Origin of the sequence: Methylomonas defluvii (genome assembly GCF_033949435.1) — a bacterium.
Lineage (GTDB): Bacteria > Pseudomonadota > Gammaproteobacteria > Methylococcales > Methylomonadaceae > Methylomonas > Methylomonas defluvii.
The window spans coordinates 32,860-51,051 of the sequence record NZ_JAXARY010000024.1 but is presented as its reverse complement, the minus strand read 5'-3'; the positions used below and the strand labels follow the sequence as shown (position 1 = coordinate 51,051).

Genomic DNA, 18,192 nt, shown 5'->3' with positions numbered 1-18,192 from the left:
TAGTAGACATCAAGCCTAGCTGAACTTAGGGATTTTCCGGTTAGAATAAAAAACTAATTTAGGCCGTGTTTGGGAATGACAAGCGCTATTGAATGATAGGGATAAACTAAAATGCTCGACTGGAAACAAATCGATACCGTACTGCTGGACATGGACGGCACTTTGCTGGATTTGAATTTCGATAATCATTTTTGGCAGGAATTTGTGCCCTTGCGCTTTGCCGAACTGCACAGCCTGACGCTTGAGGACGCCAAACAGCAGTTGGCGCCGCGTTTCAAGGCCATGGAGGGCAAGCTGGAATGGTATTGTCTGGATTATTGGACCCAGGAATTGGCTTTGAATATCGCCGGATTGAAGCAGGAGTTGGCCGGTTTGATTGCGGTGCATCCACATGTCACCGAGTTTTTGGATGCGGTGCGAGCCAGCGGCAAGCGGCTATTGCTGGTAACGAATGCGCATCGCGATAGCTTGAATCTGAAAATGGAAAAAACCTGTCTGCATGGGTTTTTCGACGAAATCGTCTCGTCGCACGATTTTGGTTTTGCCAAGGAGCAGCAAGGTTTTTGGCAGATCCTGCAAGACCAGCATTTGTTCACAAAGGATAGAACGCTGCTGGTAGACGATAGCGTTGCGGTGCTGACGTCCGCCCGGACGTTCGGCATTGCTCATCTGCTATCGATCAGCAAGCCGGATAGCCGACGGCCGGTTAAGCAGGTTGCTGAGTTTGTGGCGGTGGAGGATTTTCGGGCGTTGATGCCTGGTTTGTAGTGGGAGCGGGGCGGGGCGGCCGGTGCTCTCTGGGCTTGTGCTCCGAGCGCGGCGGGCGTTTGTCGCGCGGCATGACCCGTTCGCGCGGCTCGCGGCGTTGGGGCTTGATCACTTCTTCCACCATCAATTCCGGCGTGATGCTTTGCACCGGCACCTTCTCACCGATGTAATCCTCGATGTCCGGCATTGAGTAAGCGTATTCCTCGCAAATAAAACTGATCGCCTCGCCGCTGGCGCCGAAACGGGCAGTACGGCCAATCCGATGTACGTAATCCTCGACGTCTTGCGGCAAGTCGTAGTTGAACACGTGCGAGACGTCCGGAATGTGCAGGCCGCGGGCCGCCACGTCGGTCGCGATCAGCAGCGTGACCCGGTTTTCCTGGAAATCGTTAAGCAGGCGCTGACGCTTTTCCTGGGGCACGTCGCCGCTGAGCATGGCCACTTTATGGCCGTTGGCAGCCAGGTAATCGTCCAGTTGCTCGGCACAGCGTTTGGTGTTGACGAAGACGATGCTGCGCTGCGGTTGGTGATGTTTCAGCAAACCCAGTAATAGCGGGATTTTTTGCTCGTTGGCCGGGCAATACGCCACCTGATTGATGGCTTTGGAAGTCACTTCCTCGGATTCGATGCGTATCAGCACCGGATTGTTCATGTGCTCGTAAGCCAGTTCGGTGACTTTATAAGACAGTGTGGCCGAAAACAGCATGTTCAAACGTTTTTCCGCCGGCGGCATGCGGCGCAGCAGGAAGCGGATGTCTTTAATAAAGCCCAAATCGAACATGCGGTCGGCTTCGTCCATCACGGTGACCTGGATGTTATCCAAAGTGAAGGCGCCTTGCCGGTAAAAATCGATAATGCGGCCCGGTGTGCCGATAATAATGTCGACATTGCCTTTGATTTTATCCAACTGCTTTTGATAGTCGGTACCGCCGTAGATCAATGCAAATTTCAGATTCAGATACTTGCTGAGAGCCACCGCGTCTTTGTGAATCTGGATCGCCAGCTCGCGGGTTGGAGCGAGAATCAGCGCGCGCGGGTTCTTGATTTTTTCGCTTTCGTCGTTGATCAGGTGCTGAAAGGTCGCCAGCAAAAATGTGGCAGTTTTGCCGGTGCCGGTTTGGGCTTGGCCGGCAATGTCCTTGCCGCGTAAAGACAAGGGCAAGGATTTATCCTGAATGGGTGTGCAGTTGATGAATCCTGCTTCTTTCAGACCTTTAATGATGGAGTCGGACAGCTCCAAATTGCTAAAACGTGTTTCCGTCAAATGTGTTTTCTTCATAGCCCGATAGAATAAACTAAAAAGCCGCGCGGTTGAAATCGATTGACAATTAAAGCGCCGCGAAACTATAGTCTTGACTTTGTAAACTAATGGAGAATGGCGTGAGCGACCTAGTCCTTCATGTATCAGACGCTGATTTTAATGAAACTGTGTTGAAAGCCGGTGCGCCGGTGTTGGTCGATTATTGGGCAGAATGGTGTGGTCCATGCAAAATGATTGCCCCGGTTTTGGATGAAATTGCATCCGAATATCAAGGCAAACTCACCGTTGCCAAGCTGAATATCGACGAAAACCCCAAAACCCCGCAGCACTACGGTGTGCGCGGCATCCCGACCTTGATGCTTTTTAAAGGCGGTGAAGTGGAAGCGACTAAAGTTGGCGCCTTAACCAAATCCCAATTGGCTGCGTTTATCGATAGCAACATATAAATCAAGCCGAATCACCGGATTTATTAAAAATGTTTTTGATAAGTCCGGTTATTGCGCTAGAATTTTCCCCGCTTGCTTCTTCGCATTCTGAACGTCCTTAACAAATCCAACAACTACCTGCCGCTGTAAACAGCACTCTGCTGTTTTGCATTTCTTTCATTTCCCTTAATCAACATGAATCTTACCGAGTTAAAACTTAAACAAGCCACTGAAATTATTGCAATCGCTGAATCCTTGGGTCTCGAAAACATCGACAGAGCCCGAAAGCAGGAATTGATTTTTGCGATTTTGAAGAAACAGGCGAAGAGTGGGGAAGATATTTTTGGCGATGGGGTTTTGGAGATATTGGCGGACGGATTCGGTTTTTTAAGAACACCGGGTTGCTCCTATTTGGCGGGCCCCGACGACATTTATGTATCGCCCAGCCAGATCAGACGTTTCGGTTTACGCACCGGTGACACCGTTAGCGGCAAAATCCGCCCGCCGAAGGAAGGCGAACGCTACTTCGCGATGTTGAAGGTCGAAAGCATCAACTTCGAATCGCCAGAACAATCCAAAAACAAAATCTCCTTTTCCAACCTGACACCGCTGTTTGCCAATAAACGTTTCCGTTTGGAGCAAGGCAACGGCACCAGTGAAGATTTAACCGCCCGTATCATCGACTTGATTGCCCCTATCGGTAAAGGTCAGCGCGGCCTGATCGTCTCGCCGCCGAAAGCCGGTAAAACCATGATTATGCAAAGCATCGCCCATGCGATTGCCGAGAACAATCCCGAGTGTTATCTGATCGTACTACTGATCGACGAGCGCCCGGAAGAGGTGACTGAGATGGAGCGTTGCGTGCGCGGCGAAGTAGTGTCCAGTACCTTCGACGAACCCGCTACCCGCCACGTACAAGTGGCTGATATGGTCATCGAGAAAGCCCGGCGCATGGTTGAACACAAGCACGACGTGGTTATCCTGTTAGACTCGATTACCCGTCTGGCCCGTGCTTACAACATGGTAGTGCCGTCTTCCGGCAAATTGTTGTCCGGTGGTGTCGACGCCAATGCGCTGGAAAAACCCAAACGTTTTTTCGGTGCGGCGCGGAATATCGAAGAAGGCGGCAGCTTGACCATCATCGCAACCGCGCTGGTGGAAACCGGCTCGCGGATGGACGAGGTGATCTTTGAGGAATTCAAAGGCACCGGTAACATGGAGTTGCACCTTGAGCGGAAAATCGCTGAAAAACGTATCTATCCAGCGATTAACATCAACCGCTCCGGCACGCGCCGCGAAGAATATCTGGTCGATCCGGACGAACTGCAAAAAACCTGGATTTTGCGCAAAATCCTGCAGCCAATGGACGAATTGGCGGCATCCGAGTTTTTGCTGGGCAAACTCAAGGACTTTAAAACCAACGCCGCATTTTTCGATTCGATGAAGCGCTGAGCGCAAAACCTCTGTACCGACGAGCGCTACAGCGCTCGTCACAAACTCGTCAAACATCCCCACCGCTGTTTTTCTCTTTTTTGTCATAAAACACAGAAGCCTAGACTCATTCTGATGCGCAGCCAGCAGCGCGCCAGCACATTTGATGGTTGTCGATGCGATTAATTTTGTTATATTGCGCGACGACCTTAAACGAGGAGTATGGCCTTGCGAACAACCAGCAAATTTTTTATGCAATTCGTCCGATTAGCCGGCCCCTTCTGGTGCTCGGAAAATAAGACAACCATTCGGACCTTATCGGCGTTTTTGGTCGCGTTAACAGTGGCGCAAATTGCGGTGTCGGTCATTATTACCGAATGGAGCGCGGATTTATTCGATGCCTTGGAGCAGCGCTCTATGTCGAGGCTGTTTACCCAAGTTGGGTTGATCGTCTTGATTTTTATCGCGAATATGGCAATCACGGCGACCCATTTGGTCGTCAAACGTCGCTTGCAACTGAGCTGGCGGGGTTGGTTAACCGATAAATTGATCGGGCAATGGATGCGCGACGGCCGGCATTATCTGGTTACCCACTTACCGGGTCAGCACGATAATCCTGACGGACGCATCGCCGAAGATGTACGCATTTCCACTGAATACGCCATCGATCTGTTACACACTTTCTTTTACTGCGTGCTGTTGTTGACCAGTTTTACCGAGATCCTGTGGACCTTGTCTGGGACCGTTACGCTAAATCTAGGTTTGGTCGAAATCCCGGTTCAAGGCCATTTGGTCTGGTTGGCGCTGATTTACGCCGCTAGCGCATCCACGCTGGGTTGGTGGATAGGTAAGCCGCTCACCATGGCTACAGACAATAGACAGACCGTGGAAGCCAATTTCCGCTTCGCGCTGGTCAAAGCCCGGGAGAATGCGCAAGCCATTGCCTTGATCCACGGTGAGCGCCATGAGAATCCGCATTTTCATCATTTATTCGGAAACATTGTCGATGCCTGGAATCAACAAACCCATGCCTGGCAGCGGATCACCATGTTCAGCTCCGGTTATTCGATATTGTCCATGGCATTTCCTATCTTGGTTTCGGCGCCGCGCTTTATTCTGGGTACGATCAGCCTGGGAGCGTTGATGCAATCCGCACAGGCTTTCCAACAAATGGTCGCGGCTTTGTCCTGGCCGGTTGACAATATGGGTAAGGTTGCGGAATGGCGGGCCTCTGTCGAGCGAGTTTTGGGATTGAGCAAGGCCCTGGAGCAATTGGAACGCGAAATAGCCAAGCCCGACCCCTATCGGATTCGCTTGGTGAAAAGCGACAAATCCGTATTGGCGTTTCGCGATTTATGCATTTCGCGGTTGGACAGAATCGTCTGCGTGTCCACTCTCAATGAAGAAATCAAGGCCGGAGAGCGGGTGTTGATTGCCGGTAACGCCTTTTCCGGTAACAAGCTGTTCAAAGCCATAGCAGGTCTGTGGCCATGGGGCGAAGGCATAATTGAATTGCCGGATGATGAAACCATGTTTTTTATGCCGCCGCGTCCTTATCTGCCTACCGGCACCTTGCGCGCATCAATTTGCTACCCATCCAACCCCTCCACTTTCGATCAGCAGATACTTGAAAATGCCCTTCAACTGGCCGGAGTGAAAGAGTTGGAGGAACAGCTCGACCAGGTTGCGGATTGGGAAAAGAATCTTGAGCGCGAACAACAACAACGCTTGGGCTTGGTGCGGCTGTTGTTGCACAAACCCAAATGGATATTGATGCAGGAAGCCTTTGATTCGCTCGACCCTGAAAGCGAAGTGGACATGGTCAATTTAATCCATAAAAGGCTCACGGATTCCGCTGTCCTGACCATCACCAAGGTGCCCAATATACAGGCCTTGTACAAGCGGCGGATTACGCTCTGCTAACGGGAAGCGTGCTCTAAGGCGCTTTGTACCGGGGCTATCCGGATGTCTGCCAATAAACTGCGCGGGGTCAATCTGGGCGGATGGTTGGTTTTAGAAAAATGGATGACGCCCAGTTTGTTTGCCGGGTTGAATGCCAAGGACGAGACCAGTTGGTGCGTCGAATTGGGCCGCAAAGCCGAAACCCGTTTGCAGCAACATTGGCAAACCTTCATCACCCGCGCCGACTTTGCCTGGTTGGCGCAAGTCGGGATCAATGCGATACGCATCCCGGTTGGCTATTGGCTGTTCGCAGCCGATTATCCCTATCATCATAGTTTCGGCGCCGTGCGATTTCCTTTTGTCGGCGGCGGCATGGAGGTGCTTGACCGGGCTTTCGATTGGGCTGAAGAATTTGGCTTAAAGGTTGTTGTCGATCTCCATGCCGCGCCCGGCTGTCAGAACGGTTTCGATAATGGCGGCATCCAGGACGTTTGCGAGTGGCATACTCAAAACAGCTATATCGACTATTCCCTGGAGACCCTGGAGCGATTGGCCCAGCGTTACGGCAAACGCGCGGCATTGCACGGAATTGAGATCTTAAACGAGCCGCGCTGGGATGTGGATACTGAACTGTTGAAACGTTACACCGAAGCCGCTTATTGGCGCATTCGCCGCCATTGTCCGGCCGAACAGGTGGCGGTGATATTTCATGATGGTTTCCGGTCGTTTCGCGAATACGCCGGTTTTTTACAGCCGCCCAATTATGGCAATGTGATCTTCGGTATACATCGTTATCAATGTTTTGTGCAAGACGATATCGACAGGGATATTTATCGGCATCTGCAAAAAGTTGTTTGCGACTGGAAAACCGAAGCCGACGAGATCATCGGCGGCCTGAGTTTGCCGACCTACGTCGGCGAATGGAGTTTGGGGTTGGATGCAAAACTGGCGGCGCTTTGGGCCGAGGGGCTTTTCGATCATGTCCATACGGAAATGGACGACATGCAGTTCGATATCGCTTGTCGCGGCTACGCGGCCGCCCAACTGGCCGTGTTCGAAAAGTATCTGGGCTGGTTTTTCTGGAGTTATAAAACCGAGAATATGCCGCAATGGAATTTTCGGGAATGCGTCGAGCGTGGCTGGTTACCGGGTAAGTATGCTTGACGCTTGGGGCTATTGCTAAAATATTTGGTATTTTAAGTGGGGGATTTGCGTTCTGGAACGTCTTACTATTAACAGCATCATAGCAATCATGCCGCATGGGTATGCTTTAGCCGATAATGATGATTAGGTGTAATATGAAAACAAGACGATCTCGAACCAAATTGGACAAAATGTCGCCGGAAGCCTTGGATGCCTGCTTCCCGTCTGCGCGCTATTTTCAAGTTCACTTCGAATATCTGCATGAAACCATCAATGAACTGAAACAGCAGCTTACTCAATCCAACCAGCAAATTGCCGAACTGCAACAGCAGCTGCAAGCCCAGTCATTGGGCGAAATGCCAACGGTAAATTATGCTGCCGATACAAAGTCTACGGGTAATTTGCGCCAGTCTTGACAGCATCACGGTTGCTTTAGATAGCCGTTACTGTTCTTTTCGACCCAGCGTGTTTGTCCGGATTCCAAGGTTTCCCGTTTCCAGAACGGTGCCTGGCTTTTCAAGTTTTCCATAATGAAGCGGCTGGCGTCAAAAGCGTCGCCGCGATGCGCGGACCACACAGCCACCAGCACCAGCGTATCGTTGGGTGATACGTGGCCGATGCGGTGGATCAGCAACACATCCAACAATTGCCACTGACTTTGGGCTTGTTCGACAATACGCTGTAATTGTTTTTCGGTCATCCCTGGATAATGCTCCAGGTACATACCGCGTACCTCGTCGCCTTGATTAAAGTCACGCATGGTGCCGACGAAAACGCCGGTGGCGCCGTATTTGCCGGCCATGTCGACCGCCTGAGCTTGAAAATCGGCCAGTTCTTGCCAGGGGTCGAAAATCTCGGCGCTAAGTTTGATGGTACTCATTTCAACCTCCGGTCACCGGTGGAAAAAACGCCACGTCGTCGCCGTCGCTAACTTCGGCATCCAGACCGACATACTCCATATTGATCGACGCCAATACCGTGCCCGGCATGTCCATGTGCGGATTAGCGCGATGCCAGACCTCTAGCACTGTCAACGGCGCATCGATTGTCAGCTCGTCGTAGCTGCGGCCGACGCGATCCTTCAAGCTTGCAAAGTAAAGCACTTTAATCGACATCTTTATTCACCCGGTAATACAATGCTTGGCTGATTCCACTTGCCTAGTATGCCATGTCCCATTCGCCGCTCACTCATTTTAATGCCGCCGGAGAAGCCCATATGGTGGATGTCGGGGATAAGGCCATCACCCAACGTCAGGCGGTTTGCGAGGGGTACATAGAGATGCAGCCGGAAACCTTGGCGTTGATTGTGTCCGGCACCCACAAGAAGGGCGACGTACTGGGCATCGCCCGCATTGCCGGCATCATGGCCAGTAAAAAAACCGCCGACCTGATCCCCTTATGCCACCCATTGCCGATCAGCCATGTCGAGCTTAGCCTGCAAGCGCAAACCGACCTGCATCGCGTGTATTGTCAAACCACCGTGAAGACTACCGGCCAAACCGGCGTGGAAATGGAAGCCCTCACCGCGACGCAAATTGCTTTGCTGACTATTTACGATATGTGCAAAGCCGTGGACCGCGGCATGACGATTCAAGGAGTGCGCTTGCTGGAAAAAAGCGGCGGCAAATCCGGGCACTGGCGACGGGACGACGCTTAAATCAAGCCTTGCCGCTTACTCGTCGGCCTTCTTGTCAGGCGGGCGGTTGATGATTTTTTCGTTTATGGCTTTGTGTAGCAAACGAATCAGTTCCGCCGAGCCATCTTCGCCAAACTCCAAATCTTGCGGTTTTGTCAGGCTGACGTTGACGGTTAAGCCTCGCCGCTCTTCTTTCAACTTGATGGTGTATTCGGCTTCGTCGTAATCATTATTCAATAAAGCGCGCAACAAGCCGACATCTTTGCCGCTGGTGTCGGGGTCATAACGCACCTGAAAGCGTTGATCTTCCTGGCTTTTATCCAGCACTTCGATATTGCTGATTTTCAGCGCCGTGGCGACCATTTCCCAAGCCCGGTCGGGGCGGGTTTTCAAGGTAAGCACTGGCTTGCCCCCTTCGTCGGTAAACGCCATCAAATCGGCCAGAGCTGACTTGGGCTTTAAATCGTCGGCAGCCACAGCCGGTTGCGGATTGGTATGTTCTATCGGTAAAACCGGCGGCAGTTCCAGGTGGTGGGTGTCGCGGTATTTGTCCGGCGCATCCGCGCAAGCCGTCAGCAACAGGCAAGGCAGGCTGTAAGTCAGCGTTCTTAACAACATAAGGCTCACTCGCAAAAAAAGCGTCTATGTTCCAGCACCGGGAAAGACAGGCGGGTTTTTTCCAGGCGGCTTTTATCGACTTCGGCGCTGACAAAGCCCGGGCCGGTTTTGTAACAATCCAGTACCACGCCCCAAGGATCGATCACCATGCTGTGGCCGTAGGTTTGCCGGCCATTCATATGAAAGCCGCCTTGGTTTGGCGCGATGACGTAGCAGAGGTTTTCGATGGCGCGGGCCCGCAACAATACTTCCCAGTGCGCGGCGCCGGTTTTGGCGGTAAACGCGGAAGGGATCACCAATATATCCAGGCCTTGCCGGGTCATCGGCCGGAAAAATTCCGGAAAGCGTAAGTCGTAGCAAACCGCCACACCCAGCCGGCCGAACGGCGTATCGATCACGCAGGAGGCGTCGCCGGCTTCGACGGAGTCGGATTCGCGGTATTCCTCGGCGGTATCCGGTACGCTGACGTCGAATAAATGCACTTTGTCGTAACGGGCGACTCGCTCGCCCTGCTCGTTGTAGATCAAACAAGCCGCGCGGACTTTATTGGGAGCAGTGGCTTGCATGGGCATCGTGCCGCCTATCACCCATATGCCGTATTTTTTGGCGGTGGCGGCCAGAAAATCCTGAATCGGGCCGTTTCCATCCTGCTCGCTGACTTTAACCTTGTCGTATTCGTTCATACCCATGATGGCAAAGTTTTCCGGCAAGGCTACCAGTTTCGCGCCGGCTTTCACGGCTTCGGCGATCTGTTTCTCGGCTTCAAGCAAATTGGCGCTGACTTGCGGTCCGGAGGCCATCTGGATGGCGGCACATATGGTCATGAGGTGTCCCTGATTTTAATTGTTTTCGATAGTTTTAACTGTTGGGGAGCCGTTTATTCGGCAGAGCCGTTCATTTGCTCAGCGACTCCAGCCAGCCGCCGGTTAAGCCGCGCCAGGCTTTTTGCACCAAGCCGTCTTGATCGTGTAACGGCGTGACCTCGACATTGCCCCAGGGCCCGGCGAGTTTGTATTGCGAGCCGAAAAAATAACCTTCTTTGTAATCGTCAGTCACCACTTGGGTAATGACGGCAGCGATACCGCCCACGATTGTACCAGCAATCGGCACGGCCCCGGAACTCTTGGGCACGACGGCAACGCGGTGGTCCATGGTCTTTTTCACCAGGTCGGCGGTGCCGGCTATGCTGAGTTTCGCCGATACCGCGTCGATTAATAAATTGTCGGTATAGGCCAAGCCGTTGCTGATTTTGAAGTCGCCGGTAATTTGATCAAAGGCCAAGCCTTGCCGGTAGACGTCGGTAAAATCCAGGCTCAAGCGCTTGGCCCATTGTTCCATCGCGATCAAGCCCAGCAAGCGGCCAAAGCCGGGCTCTATGCTGGAAATACGGCCGTCGCTGAACTTCAACTGCATTTGCCCGGTCAGGTTGGCCGCTGAAAATTGCTGCGGGGCGCCGCGCCAGCCGCCGTTAAAATTGATTTCGGCGTGCGTGCCTCTTAAGTCGTCGGTAAAACCTAGCTGCGACAGGAATAAGCCGAAACCGTTCATGTTCAGCTTGCCGGTCAATTGCGTCGAACTGCCGCCGACCAGTTTGATCCAGTCCGCACTGAAATCTATCGTACCGGCCACGCTGGCCAGTTGCACGTGTTTGAAATGAATGCCGTTGATCAGCCGCTCGGTATTCAGCTTCAAGCTACCCAAATCCACGCCGCGCCATAGCAGTTGCTTGCTGTCGATGTCGATCAAGGGCAAGTCGGTAACGACTTCTTCCGCCGCGTCGAAATTCAGGCTATCCATCGCCGACAAATTCAGATAATCCATTTGCAGCTTGATGATGTTGGTGCCGCCGCGCTGGTCGGGGATCGTCAATTTGCCGCGTGCCATCGCGCTGTCCAACGTGGCTTGCCAAGCTTGATTGATATGCTGCAACCGGCATTTTAGTGCGCCGATGTTCTGGCCTTGCCAGATCAGTTGCTCGGTATCCAGAATAACTTCTTTTAACGCCGGCAAACGTTGCTGGGTTTCGTTGTCGGAGAATGCGGCAAGCGCGTCGGACAATTTGAATTGCGGCTGCTTGATTTCCAGCTTCAACCCCGCCGGTTCGTAAAAGTCCGCCGAGTTCCGGCCGAACACTATATGCCCGGAATGGAGTTGATTTTGTTTGCCGTCGATCAACAGCGCAGCGTTCAACTCCTTACCGTAAGTAATTTTTAGTGGCAAGTATGGGCTGTTGTTAAAAATAAAGCTTAGATTCAATGCTTGCTCTTGATCGGCCGATTTGGCCAGAGCATCCTGGGTGTTGATCGTTACGCCCTGTAAGTTGCTGTTAATGCTCAGGGTGGACGGCTTAGCCGCATCGTAAGGCAGCGTCAATACGGTTTGATAATTCAAGCTGCCGTCGGCAACCTGGTTTTTCAGGAAACTGAATTGCTTTTCCAGGCGCTGGATGTCGGTGGTACCGTCTATCAGGATTTGCGTGGCGCTGGCGTCGCTTTGCAGGATGGCATGTATCGGATAGCCCAGGGTATTGCCTTCCAGCCGGGTGCTGCTGACCCTGTCTTCAGTAAAGCGCAGCACGCCGCTGATGTCGTTGACGGCCAGATCGACGGGTTTGACCTGCAAGCGGGCCTTATCCAGATGCGCATCCACTTTAACGGTGGTCGGCAGCGTTTCGTAGTAAGCGATTTTCAGATCCAGGTCGACTTGGGTATTGCCATCCGGGGCCAACACTTTGGCCAGCGGATCGATTTTGGCGCGTAACGGGGTTTTTTGCAGATACTGCAAGCTTTGCGGCAGCTTGCTCTGCACCTGGCCCAACACGTAAACATAATCGCTATTGGCCAGATCAGGAATCGAGACCACGGCTTGATTGATGTCGACATTTTCGCTATGGCCGCCGTTAATCGCCACTTTCAGATCCGCGCCGAGGAATTGCACATCGGCATGCACCGCGCGCAAATGCGGCCACAGGGCGTTGAACTGAATTTCGCCGTCGTCTATCTCAAACACTACTTCAAATAGGCCGGGACCGTTAGTGAACGGGAAGTCCGCTAACCTTCCGTTCAAGCGCATTTCGCCCTTGTCGATATGCCCGCTGATAAAAGCATCGTCCAGCCAGGCGACCGCATCCTTACCCATGATTTTGGCCGGCAGGTATTGCGGTACATTACTGATGTCTTTGAAATTGTCGAAACGGGTGCGCATGTCAATGACAGCGCTGTCGTTATTCTTGGGGATGCTGAGTTGTAGGTAGGTTTGCGTGTGGAAGGCCGCGCTGTCCAGTTGCAGATTTTCGCTGGCGATTTGCCAGTCGCTGTCGGTTTGCCGCCAGTTGATTCGGCCTTGTAAACGTGGGACGTCCAGGCTACTCCTAAACATTTGCGGCGCATTGAATTTGGCGTTTGTACTGTCGAATATCAGTTGCCCGCCCTGGTCGCCGGCAATGATCGAGCCGCTTAGCTCTTGTAATTGCGGCACGTCGCCTTGCGCATCGTTGCCCAGTTGGCTGAAATGGCCGTTGAGCGCATAGCGTTGCTGATTGCTCTCAGCGTAAAACGACAGATCGCGCAAAGTGCCGCGTGGATTGAGTGACAGCCATTTAGCCCAATCGGTTTGCTCTGCCGGTAGAAACGGCGGTATCAGATGCATCAAGGCTTGCAAATTCAACTGTTTGATCACGCCGCTGAGGTTGCCTTGCGCATCTTGCTGTAGATAGAGCTCGGCATCCCGCCAGCGCTGATGATTGGCGAAAACGTTGACATCGTAGGCGCTCCAGCGTTGCCGGCCGTTTTGCTCGGTCCAGGCCAGATTGCCTTCGAAGGTGTCGAGTTGCAGCGGTTTGCCTTGCTGTCTGCCGAGTTTAATCTGTTGGCCTTGCAGATAACCGCTGACTTGGTAGGGCATCGAATCGCGCCATTGGCTCCAGATCCGCATATCGCCGGAGCCGGATTCCAAATGCAAACCCAGCGGTAAATCCTCGATCAGCCAAGCCGGCCCTTGCAGATTGCTGCCTTCCACATAAATTTGGCCGTTGATGCCATTGGCCTGAAAGATATTCCCGTCAAGTCGGGCGGAAATGCGCAAGCTGTCGCCGTATTGCTCCGGCAAACTGCTGACTAGATGGATCTCGTGGCTTTGATCCATATAGTGGTTTTTGATCAGCAAATCGAAGTGTTCGACCGTCACCGGCGGCCGATGCCGCTTCAGATCCTGCCAGGTCACCTGGCTTTGCAGAATCTCGTATTTGCCGCCCTGTAACAGCCACAGCGGTTGTTCGTCGCTGCTTTGCAGGCCTTTGATGCTGAGGCTGCCGTCCTCATTACGCAGAATATCCAGTTTGGCGCCCACCAGCGTCACCCAACTGGCGGCCATAGGGTCCTGGGTCAATAGCCATTCCAGTAAATCGATACCAATCCGAACTTCTTGCAAACGGATAGCCGGTTTCGCCCCGGCTTCGGCGCCTTCGATAGCGATTTCCCGCAACAATAATTCCGGGCTGAAGCCGCGCATATTCGCGCCCAGTTTGCCGATATGCAGCGGAATGCCGGTGGTCTCGCGGACTTTTTGTTCCAGCGTGATGCGGTAATCGGCAATGTCGATCAAAAAAACCCGTACCGCGCTCAAGAGGAGGGCAATCGTGATCAGCGACCAGAACAACAGGTGTCGGGTCGCCCGGGTAACGTGGTGAATAACCAAAATAGCCGCCTATAACAACACCACGTCGTAGTGCTCCTGGTTATATTCGGCCTCGGCGCGGATTTTAATGCCGACTTTCAAGAACATTTCCAGCTCTGCCAGCATATCGGCTTCTTCGTCGAGCAGCATTTCCACGACCTGTTCGGAAGCCAGTACCAGGATTTGCTGGACATTGTATTGCCTGACCACGCGAATGATTTCCCGAAAAATTTCCAGGCAGATCGATTCGGCGGTTTTCAAGACGCCGCGACCGCCGCAGGTCGAGCAAGGCTCGCAGAGGATATGTTCCAAACTCTCGCGGGTACGTTTGCGGGTCATTTCCACTAGACCCAACGCGGAGACTTCGGTGATCTTGGTCTTGGCGTGGTCCTTGTCCAGGTTGCGCTGCAAGGCCTGCAATACCTGCTTTTTATGGTCTTCGCTCTGCATATCGATGAAATCGATAATGATGATACCGCCCAAATTCCGCAGCCGTAATTGCCGGGAAATGGTTTGAGCCGCTTCCAGATTGGTCTTAAAGATGGTTTCTTCCAGATTGCGGCCGCCGACATAGCCGCCGGTATTGACGTCGACAGTAGTCATCGACTCGGTCTGGTCGAATACCAGATGGCCGCCGGATTTGAGTTTAACCTTGCGGTCCAGGGCCTTGCTGATTTCGTCTTCCACGTTGTAAATATCGAACACCGGCCGCTCGCCCGAATAATGCTCGATCACAGAAACGATTTCCGGCACGAAGGTTTCGGCGAATTCGACCAAGCGCAGAAAGGTTTCCTTGGAATCCACGCGGATTTTTTCGATACCGTCTTTGTACAAATCCCGCAAGGTGCGGATGCTGAGCGGCAGGTCTTCGTGGATCAGGGTTTTGACTTTGGCCTTGCTGCTTTTTTCCAGGATGGATTCCCAGAGTTTGTGCAAAAAAGTCATGTCGGAATACAAAATTACATCTTCCACGCATTCGGCGGCGGTGCGAGCAATAAAGCCGCCCGGTACCTGGTGCTTTAGCTGATAGGCTTCGATGCAAGCCCGCAAACGAGTGCGTTCGGATTCGCATTCTATGCGTTGCGACACGCCGGAGTTACCGGCATAGGGCATGTAAACTTGGTAGCGGGACGGGATGGAAATATCGGTGGTCAGTCGCGCGCCCTTGTTGCCGAGCGGATCTTTGGTGACTTGCACCACCAATTTTTGGCCTTCCTTTAAATAGTGTTCGATATTTTCCGAGGCTTTTTCGGCCAGTTCCTTGCTGCTGAAATCGGAGAGATGCAAAAACGCCGCCTTTTCCAAACCAATGTCCACAAAAGCCGCCTGCATGCCCGGCAGCACGCGGCACACCTCGCCTTTGTAGATGTTGCCAACCAAACCTTTTTGCCGGACCCGTTCGATAATCAGTTCTTGCAGCACACCGTTTTCGATCACTGCGACTCGGGTTTCCGGCGGCGTGACGTTGATTAATATTTCTTCGCTCATTGAATAATGTCTATGCCTGCTAGGCTTAATAATTGCGCGGTTTCGAACAGCGGTAAGCCCATCACGCCGGAAAAACTGCCGGTGATCGATTCGATAAATACGCTGGCCAAGCCTTGAATCGCATAGGCGCCAGCCTTGTCGTGCGGTTCCCCGGTTTGCCAGTAAGCGACGATTTCCTGGTGGCTCAAGGGCCTAAAGCGCACTTCGCTAACGCTAAGCGCCTGCCAGTGTTGCTCACCGCGTAAGGATACCGCGCTATACACTTGATGCTTGCGTCCCGACAAATGACTGAGCATTTCAATGGCGTGCTGCAAATCCTCGGGTTTACCGAGGATGCGGCCGTCGCAAATCACGCTGGTATCCGCAGCCAGTACCGGTAAATCGGTAGCGGCCGTTGCCAGACAGAGTGCGGATTTTTCCGCGGCTACCCGCTCGACGTAAGCAGCGGGCGCTTCGCCCGGCCACGGCGTTTCGTCGATGTCGACCGCCATGATACTGTGACGGATGCCGATTTGCTTGAGCAATTCGCTGCGGCGCGGCGAGGCGGACGCCAGGATCAGTTGTGGGTGCATGCGCTTAACGATGGTAAGGGTGGTTATTCAACAGACTCCAGGCCCGGTAGATTTGTTCAGCGACAATCACTCGAACCAAGGGATGCGGGAAGGTCAGCGGCGAAAGACTCCAGGATTCCTGAGCCAGATCGCGCACTTGCTGAGACAAGCCTTCCGGTCCGCCTATCATCAGCGCGACCGGCTGGCCGTTACCCAGCCAGCGTTGCAAGGCTTGCGCCAGATTCGGCGTGGTCCAGGGTTTGCCCGGTATGTCCAGCGTCACCACGTGCGCCCGGCTGGGCAATGCCGCTATCATGCGTTCTCCTTCGTCCTTGGTAATGCGGGCAATGTCGCCGCTGCGGCGTTTGTCCGGGGCAATTTCCTTTAGCAGCAACTCGCATTCGCGCGGCAGCCGCTTGGCATATTCATTATAACCTTGCTGTACCCAGTCCGGCATTTTGTTGCCGACGGCTATCATGTGGATTTGCATAGTTGTTACAGGCTATCAATTCGCGGGAAAACGGGGTAAAGAACGGGTGGCATTCATGCGCACAGCGTTTACAAACGTCGCCGAGCTATTGGCGCTAATCGCTAGCGTGACCATGTTTGGCATGCGCAGGATCCCCAAATCCCGATATTTTTTGCTGCGCTTAGGTTACACGAAGCGCCGGGCTTTGCGAAATCGGCTCTACCGTCCGATAGTGCAAGCCCTAAACGGCCATCTGGTTTATTTAAACCAATTCTTGGTCGGATTGGCTTTTTTCAACCAAATGTCGTTAGAATGTTTGCTGTATTGGACTTAGACGATAACAATGGTGATGCTAAGCGCGCTGTTATGGACCCCGGCGCTGGGGGCAATATTGCTGGTACTGGTCTCCGGCCGGAATAGCCGATTGATCAGAATTGTAGCTAATGTATTCAGCTTGGCGGCTTTGTTGCTGGCTGGTTTGCTATTGCTCCAGTTTGACGCCGACGACACCGCGCTGCAATTTAGCGAGTTCTATCCGCTTAACCCCAAACTGGGCAGTGCTTATGCTTTGGGTGTGGACGGCCTGTCCATGCCGATGCTGGTGCTGGCTGCGCTGTTGACTTGCATTGCCCTGCTGGCTTCCTTTTCTTTGGCCGATAGCATCAAGGGCTATCATATTTCCGTGCTGTTGTTGGAATTCGGCATGCTCGGCGTGTTTATGGCGCAAGACTGGGCGCTGTTTTACATCTTCTGGGAAGTGACCTTGATCCCACTGTTTTTCCTGATCGACCGCTGGGGCGGCAAACGCCGGCATGCCGCCAGTTTGAATTTCGTGCTGTATACCATGGGTGGCTCGGTGTTCATGTTGCTGAGTTTGCTGGCGATCAGTCAATACGATCTGGAAAACCAGGGCTCTTTGATGGCATCGATGGGCCAAGCCGCGCAAAACATGCCGGAGATCGAACAGGTGCTAGTTCTGTTGGGCTTCCTGATCGGCTTTGGCGTGAAAATGCCGATTTTTCCGCTGCATGGCTGGCTACCGTTGGCGCACGTCGAAGCGCCTAGTCCAATCAGCATTTTACTCTCGGGCATTCTCTTAAAAATGGGCGCCTACGGCTTGCTGCGCTGCGTGGTGATGCTGCCGGTCGCCGCCAAATTGATTCAACCGCTGCTGGTGTTTCTGGCCTTGTTCGGCATGCTTTACGGCGGTTTGCTGGCCTGGCGGCAGCGTGATCTGAAAGCCATGGTGGCTTACTCCTCTTTGAGTCATATGGGCGTGGTCCTGTTGGGCATTGCCGCGCTGAATCAAACAGGCTTCACCGGTGCAATTCTACAAATGACCGCGCACGGCCTGATCGCCGGCGCGTTGTTTTTATTGGTTGGTCTGCTTTACGAACGCACGCATACCCGTAACATTCAAGATTACAGTTCGCTGGTGCAGGTCATGCCGCGCTTCGCCACCTTAACCACCTTGACCTTGCTGGCGGCCATGGGCTTGCCCGGCTCCGTGGGTTTTATCGCGGAACTGCATACCCTAATCGGCGGCTTTCAAGAATGGGGAGGTTTGATGGTGTTTTTTAGCCTCAGTATTCTGATCAGCGCCGCCTATGCGATGCGCACCATCGGCTTGCTGTTTACCGGTCCGGTGAAACCGCAGATGCGGGACATCGCGGATTTGAAGTCGGTGGAGCTGATGGCATCGGGGGTGCTGGTTGGAGGGATTGTGTTGTTTGGCTTGTTGCCAGCGCCTTTGATTGATTTGTCTACCGCGACGGTGGGGAAGATGTTGTTGGTGATGGGGGAGAGGTTGCCTTAGGGTTTTATGC

17 protein-coding genes are annotated in these 18,192 nt (G+C 53.1%); 8 read left to right on the top strand and 9 right to left on the bottom strand.

Annotated elements, in window-relative coordinates; genetic code table 11:
* Positions 1 to 111: 111 nt before the first annotated feature.
* Positions 112 to 768 (top strand): GMP/IMP nucleotidase, encoded by a 657-nt coding sequence (gene yrfG / locus QLH52_RS20510; protein WP_319962780.1) that lies wholly within the window; start codon positions 112 to 114, stop codon positions 766 to 768.
* Here the strand turns inward: yrfG and rhlB are convergent.
* Positions 707 to 2,047: an ATP-dependent RNA helicase RhlB gene (rhlB, locus tag QLH52_RS20505; protein WP_033157584.1), complete on the bottom strand. Its 1,341-nt coding sequence runs from the start codon at positions 2,045 to 2,047 to the stop codon at positions 707 to 709. The genes yrfG and rhlB overlap by 62 nt on opposite strands.
* A 101-nt stretch (positions 2,048 to 2,148) precedes the next feature.
* Between rhlB and trxA the strand changes: the two genes are divergently transcribed.
* From trxA to QLH52_RS20480, 5 genes are all read left to right on the top strand, one after another.
* Complete coding sequence (gene trxA / locus QLH52_RS20500; RefSeq protein WP_033157672.1) at positions 2,149 to 2,475, top strand: thioredoxin TrxA; 327 nt, start codon at positions 2,149 to 2,151, stop codon at positions 2,473 to 2,475.
* A gap of 174 nt (positions 2,476 to 2,649) precedes the next feature.
* Positions 2,650 to 3,906: a transcription termination factor Rho gene (gene rho, locus QLH52_RS20495; RefSeq protein ID WP_033157583.1), complete on the top strand. Its 1,257-nt coding sequence runs from the start codon at positions 2,650 to 2,652 to the stop codon at positions 3,904 to 3,906.
* Between the two features lie 231 nt (positions 3,907 to 4,137).
* Complete coding sequence (locus tag QLH52_RS20490; protein ID WP_319962779.1) at positions 4,138 to 5,808, top strand: ABC transporter ATP-binding protein/permease; 1,671 nt, start codon at positions 4,138 to 4,140, stop codon at positions 5,806 to 5,808.
* Between the two features lie 42 nt (positions 5,809 to 5,850).
* Positions 5,851 to 6,951: a glycoside hydrolase family 5 protein gene (locus QLH52_RS20485; RefSeq protein ID WP_319962778.1), complete on the top strand. Its 1,101-nt coding sequence runs from the start codon at positions 5,851 to 5,853 to the stop codon at positions 6,949 to 6,951.
* Between the two features lie 134 nt (positions 6,952 to 7,085).
* Positions 7,086 to 7,346: a hypothetical protein gene (locus tag QLH52_RS20480; protein WP_026602785.1), complete on the top strand. Its 261-nt coding sequence runs from the start codon at positions 7,086 to 7,088 to the stop codon at positions 7,344 to 7,346.
* A gap of 5 nt (positions 7,347 to 7,351) precedes the next feature.
* Here QLH52_RS20480 and QLH52_RS20475 read toward each other — a convergent pair whose 3' ends face one another.
* Both QLH52_RS20475 and QLH52_RS20470 read right to left on the bottom strand, forming a co-directional pair.
* Complete coding sequence (locus QLH52_RS20475; RefSeq protein WP_319962777.1) at positions 7,352 to 7,810, bottom strand: molybdenum cofactor biosynthesis protein MoaE; 459 nt, start codon at positions 7,808 to 7,810, stop codon at positions 7,352 to 7,354.
* Position 7,811: 1 nt separating this feature from the next.
* Positions 7,812 to 8,045, bottom strand: coding sequence for a MoaD/ThiS family protein (locus QLH52_RS20470; RefSeq protein WP_033157578.1), 234 nt, complete (start codon positions 8,043 to 8,045; stop codon positions 7,812 to 7,814).
* Positions 8,046 to 8,098: 53 nt separating this feature from the next.
* Between QLH52_RS20470 and moaC the strand changes: the two genes are divergently transcribed.
* Positions 8,099 to 8,587 carry a cyclic pyranopterin monophosphate synthase MoaC gene (gene moaC, locus QLH52_RS20465; RefSeq protein ID WP_319962776.1) on the top strand — a complete coding sequence of 163 codons (489 nt, stop codon included), beginning with the start codon at positions 8,099 to 8,101 and terminating at the stop codon, positions 8,585 to 8,587.
* A gap of 15 nt (positions 8,588 to 8,602) precedes the next feature.
* On the opposite strand, the gene QLH52_RS20460 is transcribed toward moaC, so the two are convergent.
* The 6 genes from QLH52_RS20460 to rlmH all read right to left on the bottom strand — a co-directional run bounded on the left by QLH52_RS20460 (position 8,603) and on the right by rlmH (position 16,387).
* Positions 8,603 to 9,184: an outer membrane protein assembly factor BamC gene (locus QLH52_RS20460; protein WP_319962775.1), complete on the bottom strand. Its 582-nt coding sequence runs from the start codon at positions 9,182 to 9,184 to the stop codon at positions 8,603 to 8,605.
* A gap of 5 nt (positions 9,185 to 9,189) precedes the next feature.
* Positions 9,190 to 10,008 (bottom strand): carbon-nitrogen hydrolase family protein, encoded by an 819-nt coding sequence (locus tag QLH52_RS20455; RefSeq protein ID WP_171697075.1) that lies wholly within the window; start codon positions 10,006 to 10,008, stop codon positions 9,190 to 9,192.
* Between the two features lie 70 nt (positions 10,009 to 10,078).
* Positions 10,079 to 13,879 carry a YhdP family protein gene (locus tag QLH52_RS20450; RefSeq protein ID WP_319962774.1) on the bottom strand — a complete coding sequence of 1,267 codons (3,801 nt, stop codon included), beginning with the start codon at positions 13,877 to 13,879 and terminating at the stop codon, positions 10,079 to 10,081.
* Positions 13,880 to 13,888: 9 nt separating this feature from the next.
* On the bottom strand, positions 13,889 to 15,346 hold the full coding sequence (rng, locus tag QLH52_RS20445; protein ID WP_319962773.1) for a ribonuclease G: 1,458 nt from the start codon (positions 15,344 to 15,346) through the stop codon (positions 13,889 to 13,891).
* Positions 15,343 to 15,918, bottom strand: a complete 576-nt coding sequence (locus tag QLH52_RS20440; RefSeq protein WP_319962772.1) for a Maf family protein — start codon at positions 15,916 to 15,918, stop codon at positions 15,343 to 15,345. The genes rng and QLH52_RS20440 overlap by 4 nt, the downstream gene beginning before the upstream one ends.
* Before the next feature lie 4 nt (positions 15,919 to 15,922).
* Positions 15,923 to 16,387 carry a 23S rRNA (pseudouridine(1915)-N(3))-methyltransferase RlmH gene (gene rlmH / locus QLH52_RS20435; protein WP_033157571.1) on the bottom strand — a complete coding sequence of 155 codons (465 nt, stop codon included), beginning with the start codon at positions 16,385 to 16,387 and terminating at the stop codon, positions 15,923 to 15,925.
* Between the two features lie 322 nt (positions 16,388 to 16,709).
* On the opposite strand from rlmH, the gene QLH52_RS20430 reads away from it, so the two are divergent.
* Positions 16,710 to 18,182 (top strand): complex I subunit 4 family protein, encoded by a 1,473-nt coding sequence (locus QLH52_RS20430; RefSeq protein ID WP_319962771.1) that lies wholly within the window; start codon positions 16,710 to 16,712, stop codon positions 18,180 to 18,182.
* The last annotated feature ends 10 nt before the right edge of the window (positions 18,183 to 18,192 follow it).

Excerpts from the sequence above, each read along its gene's own strand:
- QLH52_RS20430 (WP_319962771.1), top strand. The coding sequence starts at position 16,710 with ATGGTGATGCTAAGCGCGCTGTTATGGACCCCGGCGCTGGGGGCAATA.
- QLH52_RS20440 (WP_319962772.1), bottom strand. The coding sequence starts at position 15,918 with ATGCACCCACAACTGATCCTGGCGTCCGCCTCGCCGCGCCGCAGCGAA.
- rlmH (WP_033157571.1), bottom strand. The coding sequence starts at position 16,387 with ATGCAAATCCACATGATAGCCGTCGGCAACAAAATGCCGGACTGGGTA.
- QLH52_RS20475 (WP_319962777.1), bottom strand. The coding sequence starts at position 7,810 with ATGAGTACCATCAAACTTAGCGCCGAGATTTTCGACCCCTGGCAAGAA.
- rhlB (WP_033157584.1), bottom strand. The coding sequence starts at position 2,047 with ATGAAGAAAACACATTTGACGGAAACACGTTTTAGCAATTTGGAGCTG.
- yrfG (WP_319962780.1), top strand. The coding sequence starts at position 112 with ATGCTCGACTGGAAACAAATCGATACCGTACTGCTGGACATGGACGGC.
- QLH52_RS20470 (WP_033157578.1), bottom strand. The coding sequence starts at position 8,045 with ATGTCGATTAAAGTGCTTTACTTTGCAAGCTTGAAGGATCGCGTCGGC.
- rho (WP_033157583.1), top strand. The coding sequence starts at position 2,650 with ATGAATCTTACCGAGTTAAAACTTAAACAAGCCACTGAAATTATTGCA.
- QLH52_RS20480 (WP_026602785.1), top strand. The coding sequence starts at position 7,086 with ATGAAAACAAGACGATCTCGAACCAAATTGGACAAAATGTCGCCGGAA.
- QLH52_RS20490 (WP_319962779.1), top strand. The coding sequence starts at position 4,138 with ATGCAATTCGTCCGATTAGCCGGCCCCTTCTGGTGCTCGGAAAATAAG.
- QLH52_RS20455 (WP_171697075.1), bottom strand. The coding sequence starts at position 10,008 with ATGACCATATGTGCCGCCATCCAGATGGCCTCCGGACCGCAAGTCAGC.
- moaC (WP_319962776.1), top strand. The coding sequence starts at position 8,099 with ATGTCCCATTCGCCGCTCACTCATTTTAATGCCGCCGGAGAAGCCCAT.
- rng (WP_319962773.1), bottom strand. The coding sequence starts at position 15,346 with ATGAGCGAAGAAATATTAATCAACGTCACGCCGCCGGAAACCCGAGTC.
- QLH52_RS20485 (WP_319962778.1), top strand. The coding sequence starts at position 5,851 with ATGTCTGCCAATAAACTGCGCGGGGTCAATCTGGGCGGATGGTTGGTT.
- QLH52_RS20460 (WP_319962775.1), bottom strand. The coding sequence starts at position 9,184 with ATGTTGTTAAGAACGCTGACTTACAGCCTGCCTTGCCTGTTGCTGACG.